29 protein-coding genes are annotated in these 25,701 nt (G+C 61.9%); 3 read left to right on the top strand and 26 right to left on the bottom strand.

The features are described from left to right. Nucleotides 1-345: 345 nt before the first annotated feature. The 10 genes from tsaB to ilvY form a co-directional block, all read right to left on the bottom strand. Nucleotides 346-1,047 (bottom strand): tRNA (adenosine(37)-N6)-threonylcarbamoyltransferase complex dimerization subunit type 1 TsaB, encoded by a 702-nt coding sequence (gene tsaB, locus L4X63_RS22170; protein ID WP_250680855.1) that lies wholly within the window; start codon nt 1,045-1,047, stop codon nt 346-348. Between the two features lie 52 nt (nt 1,048-1,099). Further along, complete coding sequence (gene rseP, locus L4X63_RS22165) at nt 1,100-2,167, bottom strand: RIP metalloprotease RseP (RefSeq protein WP_250680854.1); 1,068 nt, start codon at nt 2,165-2,167, stop codon at nt 1,100-1,102. Between the two features lie 104 nt (nt 2,168-2,271). Beyond that, nucleotides 2,272-3,426, bottom strand: coding sequence for a 1-deoxy-D-xylulose-5-phosphate reductoisomerase (locus tag L4X63_RS22160; protein WP_250680853.1), 1,155 nt, complete (start codon nt 3,424-3,426; stop codon nt 2,272-2,274). A gap of 184 nt (nt 3,427-3,610) precedes the next feature. After that, nucleotides 3,611-4,399 (bottom strand): phosphatidate cytidylyltransferase, encoded by a 789-nt coding sequence (locus tag L4X63_RS22155; protein WP_350339212.1) that lies wholly within the window; start codon nt 4,397-4,399, stop codon nt 3,611-3,613. A gap of 95 nt (nt 4,400-4,494) precedes the next feature. Next, nucleotides 4,495-5,238: an undecaprenyl pyrophosphate synthase gene (uppS, locus tag L4X63_RS22150; protein ID WP_250680852.1), complete on the bottom strand. Its 744-nt coding sequence runs from the start codon at nt 5,236-5,238 to the stop codon at nt 4,495-4,497. A 115-nt stretch (nt 5,239-5,353) separates the two neighbouring features. Then, nucleotides 5,354-5,911 (bottom strand): ribosome recycling factor, encoded by a 558-nt coding sequence (gene frr / locus L4X63_RS22145; protein WP_250680851.1) that lies wholly within the window; start codon nt 5,909-5,911, stop codon nt 5,354-5,356. A gap of 2 nt (nt 5,912-5,913) precedes the next feature. Beyond that, nucleotides 5,914-6,636, bottom strand: a complete 723-nt coding sequence (pyrH, locus tag L4X63_RS22140) for a UMP kinase (RefSeq protein ID WP_250680850.1) — start codon at nt 6,634-6,636, stop codon at nt 5,914-5,916. A gap of 101 nt (nt 6,637-6,737) precedes the next feature. After that, nucleotides 6,738-7,388 carry a translation elongation factor Ts gene (gene tsf, locus L4X63_RS22135; RefSeq protein ID WP_250680849.1) on the bottom strand — a complete coding sequence of 217 codons (651 nt, stop codon included), beginning with the start codon at nt 7,386-7,388 and terminating at the stop codon, nt 6,738-6,740. 89 nt (nt 7,389-7,477) lie between these two features. Continuing rightward, nucleotides 7,478-8,245, bottom strand: coding sequence for a 30S ribosomal protein S2 (gene rpsB / locus L4X63_RS22130; protein ID WP_250680848.1), 768 nt, complete (start codon nt 8,243-8,245; stop codon nt 7,478-7,480). A gap of 288 nt (nt 8,246-8,533) precedes the next feature. Next, on the bottom strand, nt 8,534-9,427 hold the full coding sequence (gene ilvY, locus L4X63_RS22125) for an HTH-type transcriptional activator IlvY (protein WP_284694773.1): 894 nt from the start codon (nt 9,425-9,427) through the stop codon (nt 8,534-8,536). Nucleotides 9,428-9,707: 280 nt separating this feature from the next. Between ilvY and ilvC the strand changes: the two genes are divergently transcribed. Next, complete coding sequence (gene ilvC / locus L4X63_RS22120; RefSeq protein ID WP_250680846.1) at nt 9,708-11,180, top strand: ketol-acid reductoisomerase; 1,473 nt, start codon at nt 9,708-9,710, stop codon at nt 11,178-11,180. Nucleotides 11,181-11,339: 159 nt separating this feature from the next. On the opposite strand, the gene L4X63_RS22115 is transcribed toward ilvC, so the two are convergent. Continuing rightward, complete coding sequence (locus L4X63_RS22115; protein ID WP_250680845.1) at nt 11,340-12,167, bottom strand: hypothetical protein; 828 nt, start codon at nt 12,165-12,167, stop codon at nt 11,340-11,342. 381 nt (nt 12,168-12,548) lie between these two features. On the opposite strand from L4X63_RS22115, the gene L4X63_RS22110 reads away from it, so the two are divergent. Next, entirely contained in the window at nt 12,549-13,355 is an 807-nt protein-coding gene (locus L4X63_RS22110; RefSeq protein WP_250680844.1) for a DNA-binding protein, read from the top strand. On the opposite strand, the gene L4X63_RS22105 is transcribed toward L4X63_RS22110, so the two are convergent. From L4X63_RS22105 to L4X63_RS22065, 9 genes are all read right to left on the bottom strand, one after another. Further along, a complete protein-coding gene (locus L4X63_RS22105) occupies nt 13,345-13,734 on the bottom strand; it encodes a hypothetical protein (protein ID WP_250680843.1) in 390 nt (129 codons plus the stop codon). The genes L4X63_RS22110 and L4X63_RS22105 overlap by 11 nt on opposite strands. Nucleotides 13,735-13,871: 137 nt before the next feature. After that, the gene (gene rplI / locus L4X63_RS22100; RefSeq protein WP_250680842.1) at nt 13,872-14,315 is read right to left on the bottom strand and encodes a 50S ribosomal protein L9; all 444 of its coding nucleotides are present in this window, start codon (nt 14,313-14,315) and stop codon (nt 13,872-13,874) included. A gap of 24 nt (nt 14,316-14,339) precedes the next feature. Then, nucleotides 14,340-15,287, bottom strand: coding sequence for a YybS family protein (locus L4X63_RS22095; RefSeq protein ID WP_250680841.1), 948 nt, complete (start codon nt 15,285-15,287; stop codon nt 14,340-14,342). A 15-nt stretch (nt 15,288-15,302) separates the two neighbouring features. Then, on the bottom strand, nt 15,303-15,584 hold the full coding sequence (gene rpsR, locus L4X63_RS22090; RefSeq protein WP_250680840.1) for a 30S ribosomal protein S18: 282 nt from the start codon (nt 15,582-15,584) through the stop codon (nt 15,303-15,305). Nucleotides 15,585-15,587: 3 nt separating this feature from the next. Continuing rightward, the gene (gene rpsF, locus L4X63_RS22085) at nt 15,588-15,977 is read right to left on the bottom strand and encodes a 30S ribosomal protein S6 (RefSeq protein ID WP_250680839.1); all 390 of its coding nucleotides are present in this window, start codon (nt 15,975-15,977) and stop codon (nt 15,588-15,590) included. Nucleotides 15,978-16,165: 188 nt separating this feature from the next. Beyond that, nucleotides 16,166-17,260, bottom strand: a complete 1,095-nt coding sequence (gene ychF / locus L4X63_RS22080) for a redox-regulated ATPase YchF (RefSeq protein WP_250680838.1) — start codon at nt 17,258-17,260, stop codon at nt 16,166-16,168. Between the two features lie 65 nt (nt 17,261-17,325). Next, complete coding sequence (gene pth, locus L4X63_RS22075) at nt 17,326-17,889, bottom strand: aminoacyl-tRNA hydrolase (RefSeq protein WP_250680837.1); 564 nt, start codon at nt 17,887-17,889, stop codon at nt 17,326-17,328. A gap of 21 nt (nt 17,890-17,910) precedes the next feature. Next, nucleotides 17,911-18,489: a 50S ribosomal protein L25 gene (locus L4X63_RS22070; RefSeq protein WP_250680836.1), complete on the bottom strand. Its 579-nt coding sequence runs from the start codon at nt 18,487-18,489 to the stop codon at nt 17,911-17,913. A 68-nt stretch (nt 18,490-18,557) separates the two neighbouring features. Next, nucleotides 18,558-19,508 (bottom strand): ribose-phosphate pyrophosphokinase, encoded by a 951-nt coding sequence (locus L4X63_RS22065; RefSeq protein WP_250680835.1) that lies wholly within the window; start codon nt 19,506-19,508, stop codon nt 18,558-18,560. A gap of 219 nt (nt 19,509-19,727) precedes the next feature. Here L4X63_RS22065 and L4X63_RS22060 point away from each other — a divergent pair, with 219 nt between their 5' ends. Continuing rightward, complete coding sequence (locus tag L4X63_RS22060) at nt 19,728-20,111, top strand: PilZ domain-containing protein (RefSeq protein WP_250680834.1); 384 nt, start codon at nt 19,728-19,730, stop codon at nt 20,109-20,111. A 179-nt stretch (nt 20,112-20,290) separates the two neighbouring features. On the opposite strand, the gene L4X63_RS22055 is transcribed toward L4X63_RS22060, so the two are convergent. From L4X63_RS22055 to L4X63_RS22030, 6 genes are all read right to left on the bottom strand, one after another. Continuing rightward, nucleotides 20,291-20,428, bottom strand: coding sequence for a hypothetical protein (locus L4X63_RS22055; RefSeq protein WP_250680833.1), 138 nt, complete (start codon nt 20,426-20,428; stop codon nt 20,291-20,293). After that, nucleotides 20,429-20,638, bottom strand: a complete 210-nt coding sequence (locus L4X63_RS22050) for a hypothetical protein (RefSeq protein WP_250680832.1) — start codon at nt 20,636-20,638, stop codon at nt 20,429-20,431. It abuts the gene before it with no gap. 643 nt (nt 20,639-21,281) lie between these two features. Beyond that, nucleotides 21,282-21,926, bottom strand: coding sequence for a hypothetical protein (locus L4X63_RS22045; RefSeq protein WP_250680831.1), 645 nt, complete (start codon nt 21,924-21,926; stop codon nt 21,282-21,284). A gap of 632 nt (nt 21,927-22,558) precedes the next feature. Beyond that, nucleotides 22,559-23,713 carry a glycosyltransferase family 2 protein gene (locus L4X63_RS22040; RefSeq protein ID WP_250680830.1) on the bottom strand — a complete coding sequence of 385 codons (1,155 nt, stop codon included), beginning with the start codon at nt 23,711-23,713 and terminating at the stop codon, nt 22,559-22,561. Nucleotides 23,714-23,772: 59 nt separating this feature from the next. Beyond that, nucleotides 23,773-24,240 (bottom strand): hypothetical protein, encoded by a 468-nt coding sequence (locus L4X63_RS22035; protein ID WP_250680829.1) that lies wholly within the window; start codon nt 24,238-24,240, stop codon nt 23,773-23,775. Beyond that, nucleotides 24,233-25,495, bottom strand: a complete 1,263-nt coding sequence (locus tag L4X63_RS22030; protein ID WP_250680828.1) for a TraB/GumN family protein — start codon at nt 25,493-25,495, stop codon at nt 24,233-24,235. The genes L4X63_RS22035 and L4X63_RS22030 overlap by 8 nt, the downstream gene beginning before the upstream one ends. Between the last annotated feature and the right edge of the window lie 206 nt (nt 25,496-25,701).

Here is a 25,701-nt window from a genome sequence, read left to right as displayed (position 1 = left end):
ACTTATCAGCTAATGAATCGAACGGACAAGATAATACATTAACGGCCACCTGTCAACAGCAAGTAGAACAGCGTTAATGGGGAACCGGTCTTATGTGGTCGTATTGGAAAGGGAATTCAGCGACGGCCCGCCACCCTTGGCGGCACGTCCCCCCCTTTGCGAAGGGGCCAGCCACCATTGGCGGGAGAACGTTCCCCCCTTTGCGAAGGGGGGACAGGGGGGATTTCAGCCGCAGCCGGCCACTCAGACCCAAGGCCAGGTTGCATTGACGCATCGATTACGATGACGTTGAAAACGTCGCGTTTCGTTCCTCAACACGACCTACCCTGCTCCTGGGATTCGAAATCAAGCCGCCTTTTCCGCGTCCCGCTTCCTCTTGGCGATCTCGGCCTCGGACGCGCGCAGATAGGCAGGGTTGAGGAGGGCCAGCGGGGTGAATTCCCCTCTGAGTCCTTTTTCGAGCGCGATGAGCGCACCGGCGGAGGCGCGGGGAAGATCGGCGCTCCAAGGGGCGAAGACGGCCTTCTCCCCCAGCGTGGAGTCGATCAGCGCGCGGTAACGCACCGATCCTTCCCCCAGGAAGATGGCGGGCGAGCCGATAGACGCCAGAAAGTCCGCCGGGGGAAGCACGGCGTCCGGCATCAGCGCGGTGGGAAGTCCATCGCACCGGTAGAGCCCGGCGTACACCTCGCTCTTGCGGGCGTCGAAGAGCGGGGCAACCGGCAGCGAGGCGTGGGGGAGGTTCATCGCCAGCATGGCGAGCGAGGAGAAGCCGATGGCGGGTTTTCCGGTGGCGAGCGAGAGCCCCTTGGCGGTGGCGATGCCAACCCTGACCCCGGTGAAGGAACCAGGGCCGAGGGAAACGGCGAACGCGTCGAGGGCGGCGGGTGTGAGTTTGGCAGCGGCCAGCAGGTCCGAGATCGACCCCATCAGGCGCCCGGAATTGCAGCGGTCCTCGCCGAGGATGCACTCCCCGAGGAGTTTGGTGCCGTCGCTCAACGCTACCGAGGAACAGTTACTGGAGGTATCGATTGTGAGTATTTTCATTGCAGCTACTTTCCGACAAAATCCGATCTAGTTGCCTATCCCTCGCGCCCTACTAAAGCTTCGCCCCGGTGAACATCCTTGCGATGTCGTTGTAGAAGGCGAGGATCATCAGGCTGATCAGGAGCACGAGCCCGATCTGCTGGGCGATCTCCCGGGTCTTCTTGCTGACCGGCCGCCCGATGACCACCTCGATCCCGAAGAAGACCAGGTGACCGCCATCCAGGATCGGTACCGGAAGCAGGTTCAGCACCCCGAGGTTGACGGAGAGAAGGGCCACGAAGGCGAGGAAGTTGACGCTGCCGGCCGCCGCCTGCTGGCCTGCCATCTTGACGATCATGATCGGCCCGCCGATGGTGTCCAGCGGGATCGCCCGCTGTACCAGCCTGACCATCGAGAGCACCGTCATCTTGATCATGGTCCAGCTCTGGGCGGTACCCCGGGAGAAAGCCTCGCTGACCGGGAACTTGTCGATTACCGTGTCGCCCGCCGCTACCACGCCGATGACGGGGCGGGTAACCTTGTCGCCGAGGATGGTCTTGGTGGTGCTGCTTTCGGGGGTCACCGTGAAGGTCATAGGAGTGGTGCCGCGCTTGACGGTAATCTGCAGGGGAGCGATCTTCCCTTCCGCGATGATCTTGGCGAATTCGTCCCAGCGGTTGACCGGCTTGCCGTCGATGGCCGCGATGAGGTCACCGGTCTTGAGGCCGGCCTTGGCGGCAGGCTTGTTGGCCATGACCTCGCCGACCTTGGTGGTTACCGCCGGCACCCCCATCATGAAGATGACGATGAAGATGAGCCAGGCCGAGAGGAGGTTGAATACCGGGCCGGCCGCCACGATGGCCATACGCTGGAGCGGGTGCTTGTGCGAGAACGAGCGCTTGATGTCCTCGTCGGAGAGCTCTACGTCCTCCCCCTCGCCGACCATCTTCACGTAGCCGCCGAGCGGCAGCGCGGAGAGGAGGTACTCGGTCTCACCCACCTTCTTGCCGAACACCTTCGGGCCGAAACCGAGGGAGAATTTCTCGACCCCGACGCCGAACAGTTTGGCGAACAGGAAGTGGCCGAATTCATGTACAAAAATGAGCGCCCCTAGGGCGATGATGGCGAAAAGCATGCTCATGGATTTTCCCTCTGCACCTTGTTGAGTGGAGAATGGGGACCGCAGGATCGCTATGCTCCAGATGCGTAGCTTACTTCATTGTACCCGGCAATTCCGCGTTCCCGCTACTGTACGCCGAGGACTTCCTTGGCCTTTGCCCGCCCCCAGCGGTCCGCCTCGAGCACTTCTTCGATCGACTTCAGCTGGTGAGCCTGGTGCAGGTCCATCACTTTCTCGATCGATTCCGGGATGGCCATGAAGCCGATGCGGCCGTTGAGGAACGCATCGACGGCAATCTCGTTGGCGGCGTTCATGACGGCAGGCATGCTCTCCCCCTCCCCCGCCGCGCGGTAAGCGAGCTTCAAGGCAGGGAAACGGTCGGTGTCGGGGTTGAAGAAGGTGAGCCCGGAAAGGGTGGTGAGATCGAGCGGCTTCACCCCGGACGGGACGCGGGCGGGATAGGTCAGCGCGTAGGCGATCGGCCCTTTCATGTCGGGCACCCCAAGCTGGGCCATGACGCTTCCGTCGATGTACTCCACCATGGAGTGAATGATGCTCTGCGGATGGATGTTGACGGCGATCCGCTCAACCGGGATGTCGAACAGCCAGCGGGCCTCGATGACCTCCAGCCCCTTGTTCATCATGGTGGCGGAGTCGACGGTGATCTTTCTCCCCATGCTCCAGTTGGGGTGGTTCAAAGCGTCGGCAACGGTCGCCTGGGCAAGCTGCTCCTTCCCCCATTTCAGGAAAGGGCCGCCCGAGGCGGTCAGGATGACACGGGCGATGTCCTGGTCGCGGTGTCCGCACATGGACTGGAAGACCGCGCAATGCTCGGAGTCGACGGGATAGAGCTTGACCCCTTTCTCCTTCACCAGATTCATCACCAGGTGGCCGGCGGTGACCAGGGTTTCCTTGTTGGCGAGCGCCACGTCCTTACCGGCCTTGATGGCGGCGTAGGTAGGAATGAGTCCGGCGGCGCCGACGATGGCGGCCACCACCATGTTGGTCCCGGTAGCGGTGGCCGCGGCGATCATCCCCTCCACGCCGTGCATGATCTCCGGCTTCTTGCCGGTCAGCATCCGGGAGAGCGTGCGGGCGTTGTTGGCGGTCAGCACCGAAACCAGTTCCGGCTGGTAAGCCTCGATCTGGCTCTTCAAGAGCTCCAGGTTGTTACCGGCGGTAAGCGCGATCACCTTGAACAGGTCGGGCTGGGCAGCCACGACGTCAAGGGTGCTTACTCCGATGGAACCGGTCGAGCCGAGAATGGTCAACTTTTTCATAGTGTCCCTCGAAATTCTAGGTTCTATGTCCTGCTGCAACCGCTTAATCCGGCACGAGTCGAACAGGGAGAACGAGAACAAAATCGTCGGTTGCGTTGAACAGCTTCACCGTGAAACGCAACAACCAACGTGACTGCGAAAAAACGTCGCGTTCCGTACCTCAACGCGACCTACCTTGCGGCAGCTAGAAATTGAAATAGGCGTAATAAAAGGCAGCGGGAGCGGCAAACAGGATGCTGTCCAGCCGGTCCAGCACGCCGCCGTGTCCCGGGAAGATGGTTCCGGAATCTTTCACGCCGCAGCTTCTCTTGATAAGCGATTCGAACAGGTCGCCCAATTGCCCAAGGAGCCCCAGCAGCAGCGCGGTCGCCACGCAGTCAAGCGGGGTCAGCTCGTGGAAATAGAGCGCCTTGAAGATAAAGGCACCCGCCACGCTCCCGGCCAGCCCGCCGGCGGAACCTTCCACGCTCTTCTTCGGGCTAACCGTCGGGTAAAGCTTGGTCTTACCCAGGGCCGATCCGACGTAGTAAGCCGCCGAGTCCCCGCTCATGACGATCACCATGATGAGGAAAAGCCAGGAGACACCGTGGGGAAGCTGCCGGATCAGGATGAGGTGGGAAAGAAGCAGCGGGACGTAAAGAAATCCCATCAGCACGATGGCCGCGTCCCCAGCCGCACGGGGGATCTCCCTGAACCTGAATAGCTCGATGAGACAGAACCCCAGCACCAGTACGGTGAGCGCCATCAGCGGGACGATCCGGTCGGGAGCGAAAAGGGAGAAGACGGAGAGAGCTCCCGCGACGGCGGCGAGCCTTCCCTCGGCGCGCCGCTGCGGAAGCGCCATCCGGTAGAACTCGTCCAGCCCCAGAAGGGAGAGGAGGAAGACCAGTACTGCGAATTGGACCACGCCGGCCTTCAGGATGAAGATGATCACCAGCGGCAAAAGTACGGCTGCGGTGGCTAGTCGTTTGATAGCGGACTCCTGTGGCTCCAGCCGTCAAGCTGAAGCGGCATGGCCGAATGATACGGCACAAGATGAGCCGATTACGGTGACCGGGGATGATCCTCTCAGGAGGGCTCTTTGCGGAGCTGGTCGCTGGTCATGCCGAACCTGCGCTCCCGGGACTGGTAGTCCCTGAAGGCCCTCGCCAATTCGTTTCTGTCGAAGTCCGGCCAGTTGACCTCGGTGAAGTAGAGCTCGGCATAGGCGAGCTGCCAGAGCAGGAAGTTACTGATGCGCATCTCCCCGCTGGTCCTGATCAGCAGGTCGGGGTCGGGCATCCCCGCCGTGTGCAGGGAGCTGCCGAACATCCGCTCGTCGATCTGCTCGGGGTCGAGCTTGCCGGCTGCCGCCTCGGCGGCGAGACTTTTGGCCGCACACACGATCTCCTGGCGGCCGCCATAGGAAAGCGCCAGGGTCAGCAGCATCCCGTTGTTGCCGGCGGTTTTCTCGATGGCCAGATCGATCTCGTTCTGGATGTCCGGGGGAAGGTCGGAACGGTTTCCGATCACGTTGAAGCGGATGCCGTTCAGCATCATCCTCTTGATCTCGGCGCGCAGGAACTTCTTCAATAGCGCCATCAGCGCCTTGACCTCGGTCTTGGGGCGAAGCCAGTTTTCGGCCGAGAAGGCGAACAGGGTCAGGTAGCGGATTCCCAGCCGCGAACATTCCTCGACAATTACCCGGACCGTCTCCACCCCTTTCTGGTGCCCGACGATCCGCTGCAGCATCCGTTTCTCAGCCCAGCGGCCGTTACCATCCATGATAACCGCTAGATGAACCGGGAGTCTCTCCGGCTTTAAACTATCCATAGTCACCCTAGAAACAAAAAATCCCCGTGGTACGGGGTTTTGCGCGGGCAGATACGGGCGAGCCGCGCTGGCGGTGGGGCTGGCGGGGGAGCTTCCCCCCGCCGCCAAGGCCTGGTTAGACCTCCAACACCTCTTTTTCCTTGTGAGCCACCACCTCGTCGATCTTGGCGACGTGGCTGTTGGTGGAGTCCTGCACATCCTTCTCCGCCCTCTTCAGGTCATCCTCGGAGATCTGCTTCTCCTTCTCGAGCTTTTTCAGCTGGTCGATGGCATCGCGGCGGATGTTCCTGAGCGCTACCTTGGAGTCCTCGGCATCGCGTTTCAACCCCTTGACGATGTCCTTGCGGCGCTCCTCGGTGAGCGGCGGGAGCGACAGGCGGATCAGCTTGCCGTCGTTGGCGGGGGTGAGGCCGAGGTTGGCGTTGAGGATGGCCTTCTCGATCGGCGCGATCATCTTGTTGTCCCACGGCTGGATGGTGATGGTCCTGGCCTCGGGAACCGCAAGAGTAGCCACCTGGCTCAAGGGGCTCGGGTTTCCGTAGAAATCGACCCTGACGTCGTCCAGCAGGGCGGTGGTGGCGCGGCCGGTGCGGATCTTCTGGAAGTCCTTCCGGAGGGCCTCAATGGTCTTGTCCATATGGACGTTCATACTGGCGATGACATCCTTGATCATTGCTATTCTCCTTCTTTAACCAGGGTGCCGATCGGCTCGCCGGACACCACCCGGAGGACGTTTCCTTCGGTGGTCAGGTCGAAGACGACGATGGGGAGATTGTTGTCCATGCAGAGCGAGATGGCGGTGGCATCCATCACCTGGAGCCCCTTCCTCAGCACCTCGAGGTAACTCAGGCTCTGATACTTGGTGGCGGTGGGATCCTTTTTGGGATCGGCCGAGTAGACGCCGTCGACCTTGGTCCCCTTGAGGATGACGTCGGCGCCGATCTCCATGGCCCGGAGGCTCGCGGCGGTGTCGGTGGTGAAGTACGGGTTGCCGGTCCCGGCCCCGAAAATGACCACCCTCCCCTTCTCCAGATGCCTGATGGCGCGCCTTCTGATGTACGGCTCGGCGACCTCGGCCATCCCGATGGCGGACTGCACCCGGGTGTCCACCCCGGCCTTCTCGAGGGCGTCCTGCATGGCAAGAGAGTTGATCATGGTGGCCAGCATCCCCATGTAGTCGGCGCTGGCGCGGTCCATTCCCTTGGAGGAGGCAGCCAGGCCGCGGAAGATGTTTCCTCCACCGATGACCAGGCAAAGCTCAACGCCGGCCTCCACCACGGCCTTCACCTCGCGGGCAATGGCGGTAATGGTCTGGGGATCGATACCGTACCCCTGCTCGCCTCCCAGGGCCTCTCCGGAAAGCTTCAGGAGCACTCTTTTGTAGTACGGTTCTGGCATGGTCGTCACCTTCGTTGGTAAACAAGAAAAATCCCCTGCCCTGTCGGTCAGCGGGTAAAAAAAGAGCCGCCCATTTTCATGGCCGGCTCTTCTGGGTCGTTCTAGACGCCGGCGGCCGCGGCAACTTCGGCCGCGAAGTCGCTTTCCTTCTTGGTGAGCCCTTCGCCCAGCACGAACTTGGCGAAGCGGCGGATGCTCATGTTCTCGCCGATGGAGGCGATGGTCTCGTTGAGGTAGGTCTGGACGGTCTTGTCCGGATCCTTCACGAAAGCCTGCTCGAGGAGGCAGATGTCGCCGTAGAACTTGTTGATCTGCCCTTCGAGGATCTTCTCGATGATCTTCTCCGGCTTGCCGCTTTCCTTGGCCTTTTCACGGTAGATGGCCTTCTCGCGCTCGAGGAGCTCGGCGGGAACTTCCTCGCGGCGGACGTAGAGCGGGCTGGCGGCGGCGATGTGCATGGCGATGTCGCGCACGAAAGCCTGGAAGTTGTCGTTCTTGGCAACGAAGTCGGTCTCGCAGTTCACTTCCACCAGGACGCCGATCTTGCCGCCAGCGTGGATGTAGGAACCGACCGAACCTTCGGTGGCGGCGCGGCCGGCCTTCTTGGAGGCGGCGGCGAGGCCCTTGGTGCGGAGGTAGTCGATGGCCTTCTCGTGGTCACCGGCGGTTTCGGTCAGCGCCTTCTTGCAGTCCATAAGGCCGGCGCCGGTTGCTTTCCTCAGTTCGTTTACCATTGCAGCGGTAATGCTCACGTTATCCTCCACAGCCTCCCGCGCCTCTTCGGCGCGGGGACTCATGATGTAATTATCGAAACGAGTGGGATGCTGCCGGGGAGAGGGGATTAGGCCTCGCCGGCAGCCTCTTCGGCGACTTCCTCGGCCGGAGCGGCGAGCTCCTCCTCGGCGCCGGTCTGGAGACGGGCGTTACGGGCCTGGGCACCTTCGAGGACGGCATCGGCCATCTTGCTGGTCAAAAGACGGATGGCGCGGATGGCGTCGTCGTTGCCCGGGATGACGTAGTTGATGTCGTCCGGATCGCAGTTGGTGTCGACGATGGCGACGACCGGGATGCCGAGCTTCTTGGCTTCGCAGACGGCGATCTCTTCGTTTTTGGGGTCGACCACGAACAGCACGCCCGGGGTTTTGCCCATCCCCTTGATACCGCCGAGGATCTTCTCAAGCTTCTCGCGCTCTTTACCGAGCTTGAGCTGCTCTTTCTTGGTGTAGGCTTCGATGGTGCCGTCGACGACCATGGCGTCGAGACGCTTGAGGCGGTCGATGCTCTGCTTGACGGTGGCGAAGTTGGTGAGCATGCCGCCCAGCCAACGCTCGTTGACGTAGAACATCCCGCAACGCTGTGCCTCTTCGGCCACCGAATCCTGGGCCTGCTTCTTGGTGCCGACGAAGAGGACGGTCTCGCCGGACTGGGCGGCGTCGGTCACGAAGCTGTAGGCGTTTTTGAAGAGACGGACGGTCTTCTGCAGGTCGATGATGTAGATACCGTTACGAGCGCCGAAGATGTACGGCTTCATTTTCGGGTTCCATCTCTTGGTCTGGTGACCGAAATGGACACCCGCTTCCAGCAGTTCTTTCATGGTGATGTTCGACATGTACTTTCTCCTTTGGTTTGGCCTCCGCCACCCGCATACCGGAACCTGCCGAAGCAGGCACCACCGGCACTTGATGACATGGCGTGCGAATTTAAAGCAGCAAAGGTATATATCACAGCAATCGTGGATTGGCAAGGGGTTTCCCTCACCCGGAGGCCGCCCGGGAAGGTCTTCCCCTTCCCCATTCTACGCCTCCCCAGCCCGGTACGCTCCTGCCGGACAACCGCATCGGATCTTCCCTGACCCGGCCTGCGGCCACCCTCTCCTAAAAGGGGGCGGCGGCAGTGATTATTCCGTCGCTGGCAAGCGCGACAGCCCCCGCTCGGCCAGCTCCCAAAAGGCCCGCACGCTCGGCCGCTGCAGGTTCTTCCCCGAGGTCGCCAGACCGACTTCGTAGGGATCGAGCCGCGGGGCGTTTTCCAGCACGGTGACCTCGTCCCGGAAGGGGCTTCGCTCCAGGACGAGCCGCGGTACCACCCCCACCCCGCACCCCAGGCGCACCATGGCGATGATCGCCTCGTTGCCGGAGACCTCCGAGGTGATGCTGGGGGCGATCCGGTGCTCCTTCAGCCACTGGTCGAGCCGCCGCCGGGAGAGCCCGGTCTGGGGAAGGACGAGCGGGGTGCGGGCCAGATCGATCGACTCGTCCTTGATGGCCAGGGCGAACCCTTCGGTGCGCGGCGCGATGAAGATGAGGGGGATGGTCACCATGGGGAGAAAGGCGAGCCCGCTCTTCGAGCCGTCCGGAAGCGGTGCCACGGCAAGGTCGATCTCCCCTCGCTGGATCTGCGGGATGGCCTGCTCCGCCGCCCCGGTCCTCAACTCGAGCTGCACCTCGGGGTACCGCCATCTGAAGTTCTCCAAAAGCTGCGGAAGAAGGCTGTAGACCGCGGTGATGGAGGCGTAGATGGAGAGCGTTCCCGCCACCGCCTGCTCGTTCTTGATGGCCAGCCGGAAGTTTCGCCACTCGTCCAGGGAGAGGCGGGCATAGCGCTTGAGCCGTTCCCCCGCCGGGGTCAGCAGCACCTTCCGGTTGTCCCGGATAAAGAGCGGCTGCTCCAGCTGCTCCTCCATCCGCTGGATGGTGCGGGAGAGCGCCGAGGGACTGAGGTTGCAGGCCTGGCTGGCCCGGCCGAAATGCAGCAGCTCCGCCAGGGTGAGGAAAACTTCCAGTTCGCGCATGTCCATTAGAACGCCCCGTGGTAAAATCTCATTGGTCTTGCCCCCATCCTCCGCCCCCCAAAGGGGAGTGGCTCCTGCCCGGCTCGACACCGCAACGCCAAAGGGGACAGGCACCTCCGGAGCCAGTCCCCTTGATGCGTACCGCTTGCCGGGGGCTTCGCCTTTCTTGCGTTTGACGCAACACAATATGCACAACAATTCACTTTACGCAATATTATATTTCCGGTACTGTCTGCACGCTATCAGATCTATAACCCACCAAACATAGAGGAGAGAAACGATGGGAGAGAACTACTTCAACACCCTGCCGCTGCGTCTTCAGCTGCAGGAACTCGGCTGCTGCCGCTTCATGGACGCCTCGGAATTTTCCGCCGGCTGCGAGTACGCCAAAGGCAAGAAGATCGTCATCGTCGGCTGCGGCGCCCAGGGGCTTAACCAGGGCCTCAACATGCGCGACAGCGGTCTGGACGTTTCCTATACCCTGCGCGCCGAAGCGATCGCCGAGAAGCGCCAGTCCTACCGTAACGCCACCGACAACGGCTTCAAGGTCGGCCCCTACGAAGAGATGCTTCCCACCGCCGACATCGTCATGAACCTCGCCCCGGACAAGCAGCACTCCAAGGTGGTCGAGACCGTCATTCCCTTCCTGAAACAGGGCGCCGTGTTCAGCTATGCCCACGGCTTCAACATCGTCGAGGAAGGGACCCAGATCCGCAAGGACCTCACCGTCATCATGGTGGCTCCGAAGTGCCCGGGCTCCGAGGTGCGTGAGGAGTACAAGCGCGGCTTCGGCGTGCCGACCCTGATCGCCGTTCACCGCGAGAACGATCCCAAAGGGGACGGCCTCGAACTCGCCAAGGCCCTGGCCTCCGCCCAGGGTGGCGACCGCGCCGGCGTGCTGGAATCCTCCTTCGTCGCCGAGGTCAAATCCGACCTCATGGGCGAACAGACCATCCTCTGCGGGATGCTGCAGACCGGCAGCATCCTCTGCTTCGACAAGATGGTGGCCAACGGCATCGCCGCCCCCTACGCCGCCAAACTGATCCAGTACGGCTGGGAGACCGTCACCGAGGCCCTCAAGCACGGCGGCGTCACCAACATGATGGACCGCCTCTCCAACCCCGCCAAGCTGGTGGCCTTCAAGCTGGCCGAGGAGCTCAAAGAGATCATGCGTCCGCTGTTCCAGAAGCACATGGACGACATCATGAGCGGCTACTTCTCCAAGACCATGATGGAGGACTGGGCCAATAACGACGTGAAGCTCCTCACCTGGCGCGAAGAGACCGGCAAGACCGCCTTCGAGAAGACCGAGGCTGCCGGCGAGATCACCGAGCAGGAGTATTTCGACAAGGGGATACTGATGGTCTCCATGGTCAAGGCCGGCGTCGAGCTCGCCTTCGAGACCATGGTCCAGACCGGGATCGAGCCGGAGTCCGCCTACTACGAGTCGCTCCACGAGACCCCGCTCATCGCCAACACCATCGCCAGGAAGAAGCTGTACGAGATGAACCGCATCATCTCCGACACCGCCGAGTACGGCTGCTACCTCTTCTCCCACGCCTGCGTGCCGCTGCTGAAAGACTTCATGTCCAAGGTGGGGACCGACGTGATCGGCAAAGGGTTCGATGCGAAGGACAACGGCGTGGACAACACCCTACTCGTCTCGGTGAACGCCGCCATCCGCAGCCACCTCGTCGAGGAAGTCGGCGCCGAGCTCCGCGCCGCCATGAAAGGCATGAAAAAGATCGTCTAGGCGGTCCTGCTCCAGACGCGAAAAGGCGTCCTCCAAACCGGAGGGCGCCTTTTTTTATTGCCCCCCCCTCCCCCTCGAGGGAGGGGGCTAGGGGGGGGGGAAGTTTCCACGGAGCACCGAAGCCAGCCCCGCAGTTGTCGTGTCGGGCCAGAAAAAGTTCTACCCTGCCTCCGCCTCGAAGATGGAGCCGATCAGGTAGGCGGCGGGCTTGATGACCTCGTCGTCGGTCCAGTAGGCGGCGTGGTTGGCCGGATTCCAGGCGGTGAGGATGTTGCCCACGCTCACCTCGATGTCCTCGCTGACCGCGTCCGCATAGCTCGGGCTGAGCGGTTTGAGCGGCCACCCGAGGACGTCGTCCGAATCGTACAGGTTCAGCCACTTGGCACGGCGCCTGACCTTTTCCGGGAGCGTGTTGGGGGGAAACTCGATGCTGACCACCGGGCTCTCCGTCATGGTGAAGAACGGGATATTGGTCCCGAGCGTTACCAGCCCCGCCAGGGTCTCCATCCGCTCAAAGGGGCTCGCACCGTAGCGGTCGACATCCTTCCCTTTCTGGCGGTCCCAGATGTAATTGGACATGATGACCGATCCCAAAGAATGAGCGATCACCACCAGGGGGCGGTCCTCCCCCCCCAGTTTCTCGTAGAGGGCCACGAGAGCTGCGTGCACCTGATCGTGGATTCTGTAATAGATGCTGTCCGGCCGGTCGTGGGCAGTCTGGTAAGCGGTGATGTTGCCGAAGGCGTTGATGAAGAACTTCCTGAGTTTCGCCCAGTTGAGATCATGGTCGGCCGAAAGATCCACCCAGAGCTGGTTCTCGCGGGCCGAAAGCAGCGGAGCCCAATAGACCGATTCCCAGGCGAGGTCCTCGCACTTGAGCCCCCGCCCGGATATCCTTTCCCTCAACTCATGAATGGGGTCATGGGCAAAATCGTCCATCGTTGTCCCCATTCCGTGTACCAGCAGCACCCCCACCTTTTTGTACATGACTCCCTCCCGTACCCCTATTCGCCATCGGCATGGCGTTAACCGCTGCAGCCTCTTCAGTCACAGACAGGTCCCGCACTCACTCAGACGGCCGACACAAATTAGCCATCGCTAACAAATATAACCTCGCGTTGCGCGCTGGCAAGCAGGAGCGGCATTTTCAGTGGACACTGCGGGAGAACTGCAGGTGAATGCGGCCGTTGTGAAAGGGAGAAACGATGACGACGGGCTCTGAGAGAGAGTGGCGACCAGTGAGCGCCCCCGGCATACTGGGAGTTGAAATGGGTGAGAAACTTCTTGTCAAAGAGGGGGTGAACAAAGTAGTCTGCCGGGTGGGCTTTCCCTCACCGGGCGGCCCTATTATCTGTCGAGGAGCACCCGATGAAACTGTCCCTTACGCACCTTCTGCTGCTGGCCTTTCTTGCCGTAACCACCGTATCCGTCCCGGCTGGCGCCGAAACCCCGGCAGGAGACAAAGCCCCGCAGCAGGTGAATATCTCCGGAAAAGTGCTGGAGACCATGAACGGGGGTGGATACACCTACCTCCTCATCGCCAACGGCAAGGAAAAGCTCTGGGTGGCCGCCCCCGAGATGAAGGCCACCGTCGGGCAGCAGCTGACCCTGGTCCCCGGGTACACCATCAACCATTTCACCAGCAAGGCGCTCCACCGCACCTTTGACCGCATCGTCTTCTCGGCGGGCCCCGCCAACACCCGGGTGAAACTCCCCGAAGCAGCGGTGAAAATGGCACACGAGAAAGCGGCCGCCAACGCACCTGCTCCCGCCGCCGCGCCCGCCAAGGCACAGGCGACCCCGACGGCCAAGCAGGAGAACAACTCCAGCAAGGTAGCCGCGGTGAAGGTCGGCCGGGTGGCCAAGGCCAAAGGGGCCAATGCCTACACCGTCGCGGAGCTCTACGCGAAGAAGGCCAAACTGGACAAGAAGCAGGTGGTGGTGAGGGGTAAGGTAGTCAAGGTCGCCGAACATATCATGAAACACACCTGGATCCACATCCAGGATGGGAGCGGGAGCAAGGCCAAGAAAAACTACGATCTGACCGCCACCATCAAGGGGACGGCGAAGGAAGGCGAAACGGTCACCGTCAAGGGGATCCTTTCCCAGAACGTCGACTTCGGTTCCGGCTACAAGTACGACCTGCTGATCCAGGACGCCCAGGTCAAGCGATAGCCGATTCCCGCTGACGGACTTCGCGGTCGAAGCGGGCCATGGAAGGGGTGACGGCGCCGGTCAGCTTCCGGTAGTCGTCGATGGATCTACCCAACAGGAAAATGGCCTCATGACGGGGATCGGTGTGGATGAATTCGCCGGTCTCTCCCAGCACCAGCGGCTCCTCCTCATTCCGCCGCTTCCCCGGCCGCAGGATCTCGAAAAGGGGCTTGAAGAAGCCCCGCTCCTCCCGGCTGGCCAAGAGCTGGCCGATCAGTTCCTCGGCGGCCCCGGCCAGGGTGACGACAGAGAAGAGGTCGCCTCCCCCGAAGTAGATCACCAGCGCGGTCTCAATCTGGTTGAGCGCAATGTCGCTCTTGGGGTACCGCTGAATGTCCATCGCTCCTCCTCTATTCCGTACTGTGCCGCAGCGGCACCCGCTTTTACCGAAAGTTGAATGATAACAAAAAGGGCCGCACTCGTTTGAGTGCCGGCCCTTTTTTACTTCCTGTGTGAACGGCCGAGCCGTCCTGAAGCTTACGCCTTGGTGATGGAGATCTTGAGGGTGGCGGAAACTTCCGGGTGGATCTTGACCTGAGCGGTGAAATCGCCGAGGTGCTTGATCGGCTCGTCCAGAACGATCTTCTTACGGTCGATTTCGAGGCCCTGGGCCTTGAGCAGCTCGGCCAGTTCCATGTTGGTAACGGCGCCGAAGAGCTTGTCGTCAGCACCGGCCTGGTGGGCGATGGAGAGGGACAGCCCCTCGATCTTGGCGGACAGCTGCTTGGCTGCTTCCAGGACGCGGTTCTTCTTGTACTCGAGCTGACGCTTGGCGTGCTCGAGAGCCTTGGCGTTCTTCTCGGTAGCCTCGATGGCGAACCCTTTGGGGAGGAGGTAGTTCCTGGCGTAGCCCGGAGCGACCTTGACGATGTCGCCGATGTGACCGAGGTTTTCGACGTTCTCTTTCAGAATGACCTTCATGCGTTGCCTCCTAGCCTGATTTTTTCACAGGTTTTGCGTTTTTTTGGGGGACCGGAAGTCGCCCCAGAGATCGAAAATGCCCAGCACCGCCACCACCAGCATCATGAACGGCTGGAAGAGGAGGAATAGGACGCCAATTACTTTCATGAAACCCGGAATCGCCATCCTGCGGAAGAAGTGGCTCATGACGGCGAAACCCTGCACGGCATAGAGGGCACCGACCACAATCAGCAGGTTGAGCGATACCAGGTGGACGGTCGGCTCGTCGAGAAGCAGGGCGAAGCCGGCCGCGATCAGCAGCCAGACCAGGTGCTCCGGGTTCCTGAACTGCCGGAAGTTCCCGAGGAATACCGGGATGTGCGAGCGCTGGGCCACCCGCGCCAGCACGCTCAGGTTCAGGCAGGCGATCAGCCCGAGCGCCACGGTGACCAGGGCCGGGTAGACCTGGACGACCTGGTCCCCCGCCTGGTGCATCGAATCCTGCAGAGCCTTCAGCTCATCGCCCTTGACCCCGGCCTTCTCGTAGAGCTGGGAGGTCTGGGCGATGCTCGTCTGCACCCCTTTGACGATCTTGGCGTGCAGAGGAGCGCCGGTCGCGGCGCCGTAGATGGCGGTAGCGGCCAGCAGGAAGACCAGGTTGATGGCGACCGAGTAAACGACGGAACGGGCGCCCCCTTTGAGGCGCATCAGGAACTCGGGGAGCGCCAGCGACATGATGCCGCCCTGCAGCAGGTAGATCGCGACCGTCGCCGGTTCGCGGGCGATGGCAGCCAGCAGCACGGAGGTTGCTACCACGATGGCGATTCCGGTTCCCCGCCCGCTCTTGAGGCGGTAGAAAACTGCCGGAAGCGGCGTGAAGAAGCCGGGGATAAGTCCCAGGACCGGAAGCATCATGAAAGCAAGGAAGAGCGCCGCCGTAGCGACGCTCCCCTTGATGACATCCAAAATCCGCCCCTGCAGTTGAGGGTTCATCTCGTTGGGCACAGATTACGGAGTAACGTGGCTGCCCGCGATCGGGAGCAGCGCGATGTTCCTCGCCCTCTTGATTGCCTCGGTGATCTCCCTCTGGTGCTTGGAGCAGTTGCCGGAGATGCGGCGCGGAATGATCTTGCCGCGCTCCGAAACGAAGTAGCGGAGGGTGCGGGGATCTTTGTAATCGATGGTTACCTGCTTGTCTGCGCAGAAACGGCAGACCTTACGGCGCTGGAACGGCCGCTTCTTCCTCGGGCCGCCGCTGGTGCTTCTCTGGGGGGTTCTCTCGTCAGCCATCTCTTATTCCTCCGTAGTAGTCGTTTCGGCCTGAGCCTCGGTACCGGCAGCTTCCTCGGTCCCTTCCTCGGCGGTCTTGGCAGCCACGGGGGCAGCCGGAACCACTTCCTGCTCGAGCTTGACGCTCTGGTACCTGATCACCTTGTCGTCAAGGCGCAGGCGGCGCTCCAGCTCGGCGATGAGTGCTGCGTCGCCGTCGAAGCGGAGGTAAAAGTAGCGGCCACGGGGATTCTTGTTGATCGCGTAGGCCAGTTTCCTGGTCCCCCAGTCTTCCAGCCTCTTGAAATCGCCATTCATGCTGGCGACCACGTCCTGAACCTTGGCGGAGAGGGCTTTGAGCTCCTCGTCACCGAGTTCCGGCTGGACGATGTAGATGGTCTCGTACATCCTCATTGTGTTGCCTCCTCACGGTTATTTAGCTCCGGGACCGGCCCGGAACAAGGAGATACGGCACTTGGTGCCGCTCTGTGGAACAGTATCCATTACTACAGAAAGGGCCCTTTGGCAAGCGCAAAAGGGCCCTCCCGGCATTTTTATCAGGGAAAACCAGGTCCCTCCCTTTGCGAAGGGGGGACAGAGGGTTAAACGTTGAACCGGAAGTGCATCACGTCGCCATCCTGCACCACGTACTCTTTCCCTTCCAGCCGCATGAGACCCTTCTCTTTGGCGCCCGCCTCGCCGCCAGCGCCGATGAAATCCAGGTAGGCGATGGTCTCGGCGCGGATGAACCCCTTCTCGAAGTCGGAGTGGATGACTCCGGCGGCGCCGGGGGCCTTGGTACCCTTGGTGATGGTCCAGGCACGAACCTCTTTTACCCCGGCGGTGAAGTAGGTGATGAGTCCCAGGAGCTCGTAGCCGGCGCGGATCAGGCGGTCGAGCCCGGACTCGGGAAGCCCCATCTCCTCCAGGAAGGCCTGCTTCTCCTCACCTTCCAGCTCGGAGATCTCCGCCTCGATGGACCCGCAGATGTAGACCACCCCGTTTCCCTCGCGCTCGGCCAGCTTCCTGACCTCGTCCACGTACGGGTGTTTCCCTTCCAGGTCGTCCTCGGCCACGTTGGCGACGTAGAGAACCGGCTTGGCGGTCATGAGGTGCATATCCCTCAAGATCAGCCGTTCGTCCTCGTTCTCCGCGAGGTTCCGGGGAGACTCCCCCTTCTCCAGGACCGCTTTCACTTTGATACAGAAGTCGACATCTTCCTTGGCCTTCTTGTCGCCGCTTCTCGCCTGTTTCTCGACCCGCTGCAGGCGCTTCTCGACGGTATCGAGGTCGGCCAGGGCTAGCTCGGTCTGGATCACCTCGATGTCCCGGACCGGCGACACGCTCCCGGAGACGTGCACCACGTTCTCGTTCTCGAAGCAGCGCACCACGTGCAGGATGGCATCAACCGAACGGATGTGCCCGAGGAACTTGTTGCCAAGCCCCTCCCCCTGGCTCGCCCCCTTCACCAGGCCGGCGATGTCGAGGATCTCGATGGTGGTCGGGAGGATCCTTTCGGGACGAACGATCTCGGCCAGCTTCTGGAGACGGGGATCGGGAACCGACACAATGCCGACGTTGGGATCGATGGTGCAGAAGGGATAGTTGGCGGACTCGGCCCCGGCCGAGGTGAGCGCGTTGAAGATGGTGGACTTCCCCACGTTGGGGAGCCCGACGATGCCGCAGTTGAAACCCATACGAATAATCCTCTTTTAGCGTGCGAGGCACCGCCCCGTCGAAAGGACGGATAGCGGCTGGTGGATCATCTACCGTTAAAGATGCTCATGGCCTTGGGCATCCCTTCCCGGATCATCATCTCCAGCGCGTCGACCCCCTCGTCGAGGATCCCCAAAAGCGACTCCATCTCGTCCTTGGAGAAGTTGGTCAGCACGTAGTTGACCACGTCGCCGTGCACCGGACGGCCGATGCCGACCCGGATCCTGGCCCAGGCGGTGGAGCCAAGCTCCTGTCCGAGCGAGCGAAGACCGTTGTGGCCGCCGTGGCCGCCACCTTCCTTGAGCCTGATCTTGCCGAAGGGGATGTCCAGTTCGTCGTGGATGACCACGAGGTCGGAAGGGGAGAGCTTGTAGAAGCGGAGCGCCTCGGCGACCGAGCGCCCCGACAAGTTCATGAAGGTCTGGGGCTTGAGGAGATAGACCCGCTCCCCGGCCCAGTTCCCGTCACCGATCAGGCCGGAGAAGGCCTTCTTGGTGACGGGAATATCGGCCAGACGGGATAAGCGGTCCAAAACCATGAAACCCGCGTTGTGGCGGGTCCATGAGTACTGTGGCCCGGGGTTGCCGAGCCCTACAACGAGTTTTGCCATGTTCTTTCCGGCGGAGAGAGCTTATTCAGCCTCTTCGGCGCCCTTTCTCCCGAGGACGCTGACCACCGGAGTCTTGGCGTCGCCCAGGATGACGATACCGACCGGAGCCGGGATCTCGCCCAGGTGAATGGAGTGGCCGATGACGAGCTCGGTGACGTCGACGTTGATGTGCCCGGGGATGTGGACCGGGAGGCACTCGACTTCGAGCTCGTGCATGGCGAGGTCGAGCATGCCGCCAGCCTTGACGCCGACTGCGGTACCGACCACGCGAACCGGAACGTGGACCTTCACCTTGTCGGAGAGGTTGATCTTGTGCAGGTCGACGTGACGCGGGGTGCGCTTGATGGCGTCCTGAAGGAGGTCGGCCACGATCACGGTCACGTCGTTGAGGGAGCCCTCGCACTTGAGGGTCAGGATGTGGTTACGGCCGCCTTCGCCGGCGATCGCCTCGGAAAACTGCCTCCGATCCAGCGAGATCGAAACGGGCTCAAGCCCTTTGCCGTAGACGACGCCCGGGATGCGACCTGCGCTACGCAGACGGCGGCAGACCCCCTTGCCGGTTTCTTCCCTCAGTTCAACATTCAGCACCTGCTTGCTCATACTTCCTCCGAAATCGCTTCGATATTTTGATGATTCATGACAGAAACTATTAAACCAGATAGCCGCCGTTAGACAAACAGCGAGCTTACAGATTCATCCTCGTGAATGCGGCGGATGGCCTCGGCCAGCAGATCGGCCACCGAGAGCACCCGGAGCTTGTCGGTCCGCTCGGCCTTCTCACCCAGCGGCACGGTGTCGGTGATGACGACCTTTTCGATCACCGAGTCGTTGATGCGGTCGATGGCCGGCCCGGAGAGCACGCCGTGGGTGGCGCAGGCGTACACGCTGGCGGCGCCGTGCTCCTTGAGCGCCAGGGCGGCCTGGGTCAGCGTGCCGGCGGTGTCGATCATGTCGTCCAGGATGATGGCGGACTTCCCTTTGACGTCACCGATAAGGTGCATGATCTCGGCCACGTTGGGACCGGTGCGGCGCTTGTCGATGACGGCCAGCGTGCAGCCGAGCCGCTTGGCGAAGGCCCTGGCACGCTCGGTGCCACCCGCGTCCGGGGAGACCATGACCAGGTTGTTGAGCTCGTCGGCGAAACGGGTCTTCAGATGGGCCAGGAGCACCGGAGCGGCGTAAAGGTTGTCCACCGGAATGTTGAAGAAGCCCTGGATCTGGCCTGCGTGCAGGTCAATGGTGACCACCCGGTCGGCCCCGGCGGTGGTGATCAGGTCGGCCACCAGCTTCGAGGTGATCGGGGTACGCGGAGCCGCCTTGCGGTCCTGACGCGCGTAACCGTAGTAGGGGATCACGGCGGTGATGGTTGCTGCCGAAGCCCTCTTCAGGGCGTCCATCATGATGAGCAGCTCCATCAGGTTGTTGTTGGTCGGGCAGCAGGTGGACTGAACGACGTAGATGTCGCGGCCACGCACGTTCTCACCGATCTCAACCATGATCTCGCCGTCGGAGAAGGTCTTGACCTTCGCCTTGCCCAGCGGCACCTTAAGACATTCGCAGATCTTCTCTGCCAGAACCGGATTCGAGTTACCGCTGAACACCCTGATCTTGTTTTCCATCTACCGCCAGCCCTCTTCGATTCTCAAATTTCTCGGCTCCCGCTTGAGTCGAAACGGGTGCCGGCGCCAAATCCCGGAAACGTCATCTAATACAATACTTGCCCATCGAAGTCAACCGTAAAAGCAGGTCCTGCCCCTGCCGTGACTTCGGCGGCATTTTCCTTACAGTTTGCCGCCATGGTGACGATAAGAGCCCAAACACCTCCGAAAGGAACCAGCATGGAACAGCGCCGATTTCACCGAGTGGAGTGCGACCAGCCAGCCAGCCTCACTCTTGGTGGACTGAACTACCCCGTCACTGTCAGAAACCTTTCCCTGCGCGGCGCCCTCTTGAGCTCCGACGAATGCTTCCTGGCCGCCGTCGACGAAATCTGCTCGCTCACCCTTTCCTTTGCGGAAGGACTCGCCCCTGCCACCATCAGCGTAAAGGTCGTGCACTCCTTTTTCTCGATGTCGGGGGTGAAATTCGTCGGCTTCGCCGAGGGGGCCGAGGAGCATCTGCTCGAGTTTCTCCGTAGTGTCACCCGCGAGCCCGAAAAACTCGCCGCCGAATGGCGGGTGCTCCACCCGGCCGAGCCCGCATCGATGATTCAAGCCATCTGACCGCAACGCCCTTTCCCACGCGCCCCGAGCCCGCAAGACGGGCCTCCCCTTATCAGCCACCCCCCTCTCTTTGAGCGGCCCCGCTGCCAATCAAGCGTGGAGCGGCCTCTCCATAATCGAAAAAAAGAGGGGCGGCCGAAAGAGCCGCCCCAGCCTTCACCGCCTGCCACTTGTCCTTGCTAGCCGTTGGGTTTGAGGACGATTTTGGTATATTCCGCCCCCTGCCCTTCGCCACGCTGCACGAACTTCCCGTAGGCCTCCAGACCGTTCTCCAGCCTGAGCCGGTGGCTCACCAATTTACCCGGCCGGGGCGCCATTCAGTAGTGGAGAGCGTTAGCGACCGCCACCGCCTCCGCCGCCGGCCCCACCTCCGCCGCCGGCCCCACCAGCGCCGCCAGTCCCTCCGGCACCGCCAGTTCCGGTGCCCATCGAGCCACCAGTACCCATTGAGCCACCAGTACCCATTGAGCCACCAGTACCCATTGAGCCACCAGTACCCATTGAGCCACCAGTACCCATTGAGCCACCAGTACCCATTGTCCCGCCGGGGCCAGTGCCCATTGTCCCGCCGGGGCCAGTGCCCATTGTCCCGCCGGTTCCGTTGTTGATTGTCCCGCCGGTGCCGTTATCGAGCGTCCCGCCGGTGCCGGTGCCCAGGGTTCCGCCCGATCCGGTGCCGAGGGTGCCTTGGTCAGTACCGGTCCCCATCGATCCGCCGGTGCCGGTACCGAAACTTCCGCCGGTCCCGGTCGTGGTGCCGCCAGCCCCGGTTCCAACGGTCCCGCCGGTGGTTGTGCTCATTGAGCCGTTGTTGAAGTTGGTTCCCGCCCCGGTGTCACCGGAGCCGACCGTTCCTCCGGCTCCTACACCCGCCGATCCGCCACCGGCCGCCGGTTCAGAGGTGAAGCCGGTAATGGTTCTCATCTGCACGCCAGTTCCTGGAGGCAGGTTGGAGTTGGTTGACATGTCAGCAGAGGAGCCTGTTGAGCCACTCCCCATGCTGGAGGTGGCAGAGAACCCCACCCCCGTCGTCAAACCCATCAATCCCACTATGGCAACGGTTGTGAGCAGTACTGTCCTGATTCTTGTCATGACGTACCTCCTTTCTCAGACCCGTTCGCCTCCCGAGAGCTGCCGCAGGAGGGGTGGTCTGAGGGGGTGCGAGGGAGCTTAGTCTTCCGGCAGGCTTTCGCCGGAGGAGTCACTACCGGTGCCGGTCGATCCGCCGCTACCGGTTCCACTGCTCCCGCCGCTTCCTTTTTCCATGCTGCCCCCCTGGTTCATGTCATAACGATCGCTCGACCCGCCGGTACCCCGCAGCATGTTGTTGTTGCCGCCAGGGTACCTGCTGCCGGTATCGGTGCCGGTAGCCCCGCCACTGCCCGAACCCATCGAACCGCCACGCTCCTGGTACTGCTGGTTGTACTGCTGATTCGACGGCTGGTTCCGATCCTGCTGGTCCTGCATCGTGCCGCTGGGCTGGTTGCTCCGGTACCTGTTGCCGGTATCGGTCGAACCGCCGCTGCCGGTCCCCATGGTTCCGCCCGTACCGCCCGGGGAGTTCTGCATGTTGCTCGTCCCGGTTTCGTTTTGACGGTACATGTTACTGCTGCCGCTTGTGGGCCCCGTGCTACCGTAGTCGCTGCCGCTGCGGTACCCCGTCGCGTTGGTCCCTGACATCGAACCGCCGGTCCCCGCGCCACTGGTGCTGGTGCTCTTCTTGGCAGCATGTTTGTGGTGTTTCTTGTGGTGCTTTTTGGCTTTCTTGTGAGTGGTTTTCGCCGCACCGGTCTCGGAGCCCGTGGTGCCACCCATGTTCGCCGTACCAGTGCTATTGCCCGGCTGGCTTGTGGTATCAGTGGTTGCACTTTGGGCTTCGCTCGTACCGGCTGAGAACGCCAGCAAGGCAGCCAGTGCTATTGTAGAGAACAATACTCTCCGAACACTCTTCATCGCCGAACCTCCTTAGCTTCTTGCGCCCGCTTACCCATGGGCATTGATTGTTTTCCGCAAACAGGTAAAGTACAAAACGATGAGGCTACACTGCAACAAAGAATAGCCTCCATAAAAATTATAGATAAGGATGCCACTTTAAACAACATTATTACCAATCATAGCAATTCATTATAGGTTGCATCTCATTTTATTCTTGATAATTAGCAATCACAATGAATGGCTGGTTTTCCAAGGCAAAAACAATAAGCAATACAATGCGTTAGACTTGCTAAACCTTTATTGAGATCAAAAACAAAGCTTCACATTAGATAGGCGGAGACACATTCATGTGCTCATTATCATCGCGATAAGGCAAAGAATGGAGGAGAGAAACTGCCGGCAAGAGAGGACGAGGCGGGCACAGCAAGGCAGCCGGCAAGGAGGGAGCGTGGCGAAAGGCAGGCCGGAAGGCCCGGCCGGGAAACGGCAGGCGTGGGTAAGCGGTGGGAGAGCTAGACCCGGTTGGCCCTGAGCTCCTTCAGGGAATAGAAAGTTCCCCGCCAGTAGATCCCCCCCTGGATCAGGTTGAGGGTCATGGTGCGCAGGAGAATGTAGACGAAGAAAGCCGAGGTGACCGGATACCCGATGGCGTACCAGGGGCGGGAACCGTGAAAGCGTGCGGTGTCCGCGGCGGCCAGCATGATGAGCGCCACCACCGCCAGGTTGATCCATTGGACGTAACCGGTGGTGACCCAGACCGCCACGAAGGGCCAGATGCTGCAAAGGGTATGGAAGACGACACCGGCAAGGACCAGCGGAATGCTGTAGTCGGCACCGGAGAAGGCATTCTTCTCCAGCCCCTTCACCACCGCGCGAAGGGAGTCGTACCACTCCACCGAGAGGTACTCGGGGGCATAGGCGACATCGGCGCGGAAACCGGCCAGCTTGAGCACCTTCCCGAGCTTGATGTCGTCGTCGGGACGCAGCCGGATCGCCTGGTGGCCCTCCACCCGCTGGTAGGCCTCGGCTGTCACCATATTGAAGGCGCCGATGCCGATATGGGAGCGGCTGTTGGGATCCTTCGCCTTCCAGGGGCGGGAAAAAAGCGAGAAGTAGATGGCGAACGCGGCGCCGAACATGGAGAGGAACAGGGTCGGCATCTGCAGGGAAGGGGTTACCGCCAGGTGACCGAGGCGACGTTCCTTAAGGAAGGCGACCGCCCGGGTCAGCACCGTCTTCTCCATGTAGATATCGGCGTCGGTGAAGAGAAAAATTTCCCCGGTGGCCCGCTGGCTCCCCACCCAGAGGGCGTGGTTCTTGCCGAGCCATCCGGCGGGAAGGGCGTCGATGTGGATCACCTTGAGCCGGGTGTGCCTGCGGGCAAGCTCGTTGAGGAGAGCGCCGGTCTGGTCGTCGGATCGGTCATCGACGGCGATGATCTCGTAGTTCGGGTAGCTCAGGCCCAGCATCGACTCGACCGCGGCGCGGATGTGCCGCTCCTCGTTCCTGGCCGCCACGATCAACGAGACACGCGGCGGATCCCCCGCGGCCTCCGGAGAGACGTCGCGCAGGGCCGGCACGGAACGGTTGCCGATCAGCAGGTCCACTGCTGCCAGCACGGTCAGAATCAGGGTTACCAGGGCGACCCAGAACAGCACGGAACTCATCGATAACACCATCCTTTGGCAGGTCAACTTGAGGCACCCGGGCCGGTACCTATCAAAGCTTATCTTTGCAACGCGGCGGGCAGGGCCTCGAGCCAGCCGAAGTGGAGTACCCCCCAGATGCCGATCACGATGGCTTCGGCGGCATCGTGCCGAAGCGAGGTCGGGCGAGGGGCCCCCGACCAGTCGATGATCCGGCGCGCCACCTCAGCGGCGTGCCTTTTGGCGTCGCCCCCGCTCCGCTGCTCGCGCGGAAAGAGCATCTGCTGGCGCCATGCCTCCGCCCCCACCCGGCGCACCTCTATCCCCAGTTGGGCGGCCTCCTTCTCCCAGACCAGGGCGAGGTTGCCGCCTCCTTCGATGACCATTGCGGTTACCTCCGGAGCACCTCTCAGTATACCGTGGGCGGCTCGCTTCAACCGCTCGGTGGTCCCGAAGTTGTGGGAGCGGTACCAGATAAGCTTTCCGTCTCCTCCGTACATTGCGAGCCCGGTCTTCAGGCCTAAGTCCACCGCAAGGAGGCTACTCATGCCGGACGCCCCCGCCTGGCACCTGCGCTTTGCCGGCCTCGCGAGGGGGAGCCGCGGCCCCCTTGCCGAACCTGATACTGACACGGTCGGTTACCCGCTGCAACTGGAACCCCTGCCTGCGGACCTCTTTCTCGATCTCCGCCATGTGGAGGGCCCCCCACGGGACCACCACGGTGTCGTACTGGGCCAGGGCCTTGTCCAGGTTCCCGATCAGGACCTGGTTGCGGCGATGAAGGATGTCGTCCATCACCGTGGACTGGATTTCGGGGGTGATGTTGTTCTGGGACCAGAGTATGGAGGAGAGGAGCTGCTGTGACAAGGTCCGGCTGTTCTTCATCTGCCTCCCCAGCTCGTTGAGAAACCAGATGGTGGCCGGACGGAAGGAACTGACGTCGACGTCGGCGCGCAGGATGTCGACGCCGCCCGGGTTCCCCTTGGCCGGAGCGGTATCAAGCTGGGACGGCTCGATCACCCTTCCCGCGAAATGCATCCGGTCCGCCTGAGAGGTAAGCCCGAGGTAGCCGGCAAGCTTGCTGTAGTCGGGACGGTCACGGAGCAGGTTGCGGTCGTCGGTTACCCCCTCCGCCAGCACGATGGTCCGCCCCGCGGACGGCAGGGACGCCACCCTCTGGTAGAACTCCTTCTCGCCGACGTGGATCATCCCGGCCAGCAGGATGGTGCGGTTTTGACGCCGGTAGACCTTCTCGTACATGTGGAGCCCGTCGGGGCCAAGGTGCATGAACCCCGCCGTGTAGCGCTGCATGAAGGCGTTGGCGGTGAAGCCCACCAGAAGGGCGAGGACGCAAGGAAGGATAACCAGGTTGGCCGCCGCGAACACCGCGCTGTTTTTGACGCTGTACGATGGGCCTTTAAAGAGCCCTTTCGGCAGGCTTACCGTCACCGGAGTCATCTGGCGGATGGGGGTGGTCGCCAGCTGGTAGACCAGCAGCTGCAGTACCGCGATGGCCAGCCCGAGCGCCGGGGTGCCGGCCAGCGACGGAACCAGCAGGGGAAGAAAGGGGGAGAAGATGGTGAAGAGCACGAGCGGTACGATGACCCGTTTCGGCAGCCGTTTATCGATACCGAGCAGCGCGTAGACGGTGACCGCCAGGATCACCACGAAGTTACCGAGGCCGGCGCGGAACAACGAAAGGGGAGCCAAGGGGTGGCCGAGCGAGACGAGTTCGTCGAGGAAGGAGATCCCCCCGTCGGCCAGGAACATGAGCAGGAACAGGTTAGCCAGGATGCGTGTCATGTGGTGCTCCTCTTGCTCCTTTACACCCGCCAGGACCGCGTAAATAGCGGGCGGAAGCGGGCGGGGACGAGTCTTCCGGTCCTCTTGCCGTCATCATACGGTTTCCCGGAACCAAAGTCCATACCCGCCCCCCGCCCCCGGAGGGCTCGGAAGGGAACCGGGGAATCCCGGTAACCACGGGACCTGAAGGGGCTCAGGGAGTCGAG

The sequence above is a fragment of the Geomonas sp. Red32 genome, from assembly GCF_023652955.1.
In the GTDB taxonomy this organism is placed as follows: domain Bacteria; phylum Desulfobacterota; class Desulfuromonadia; order Geobacterales; family Geobacteraceae; genus Geomonas.
This window is presented reverse-complemented; position numbering and strand designations above follow the sequence as displayed.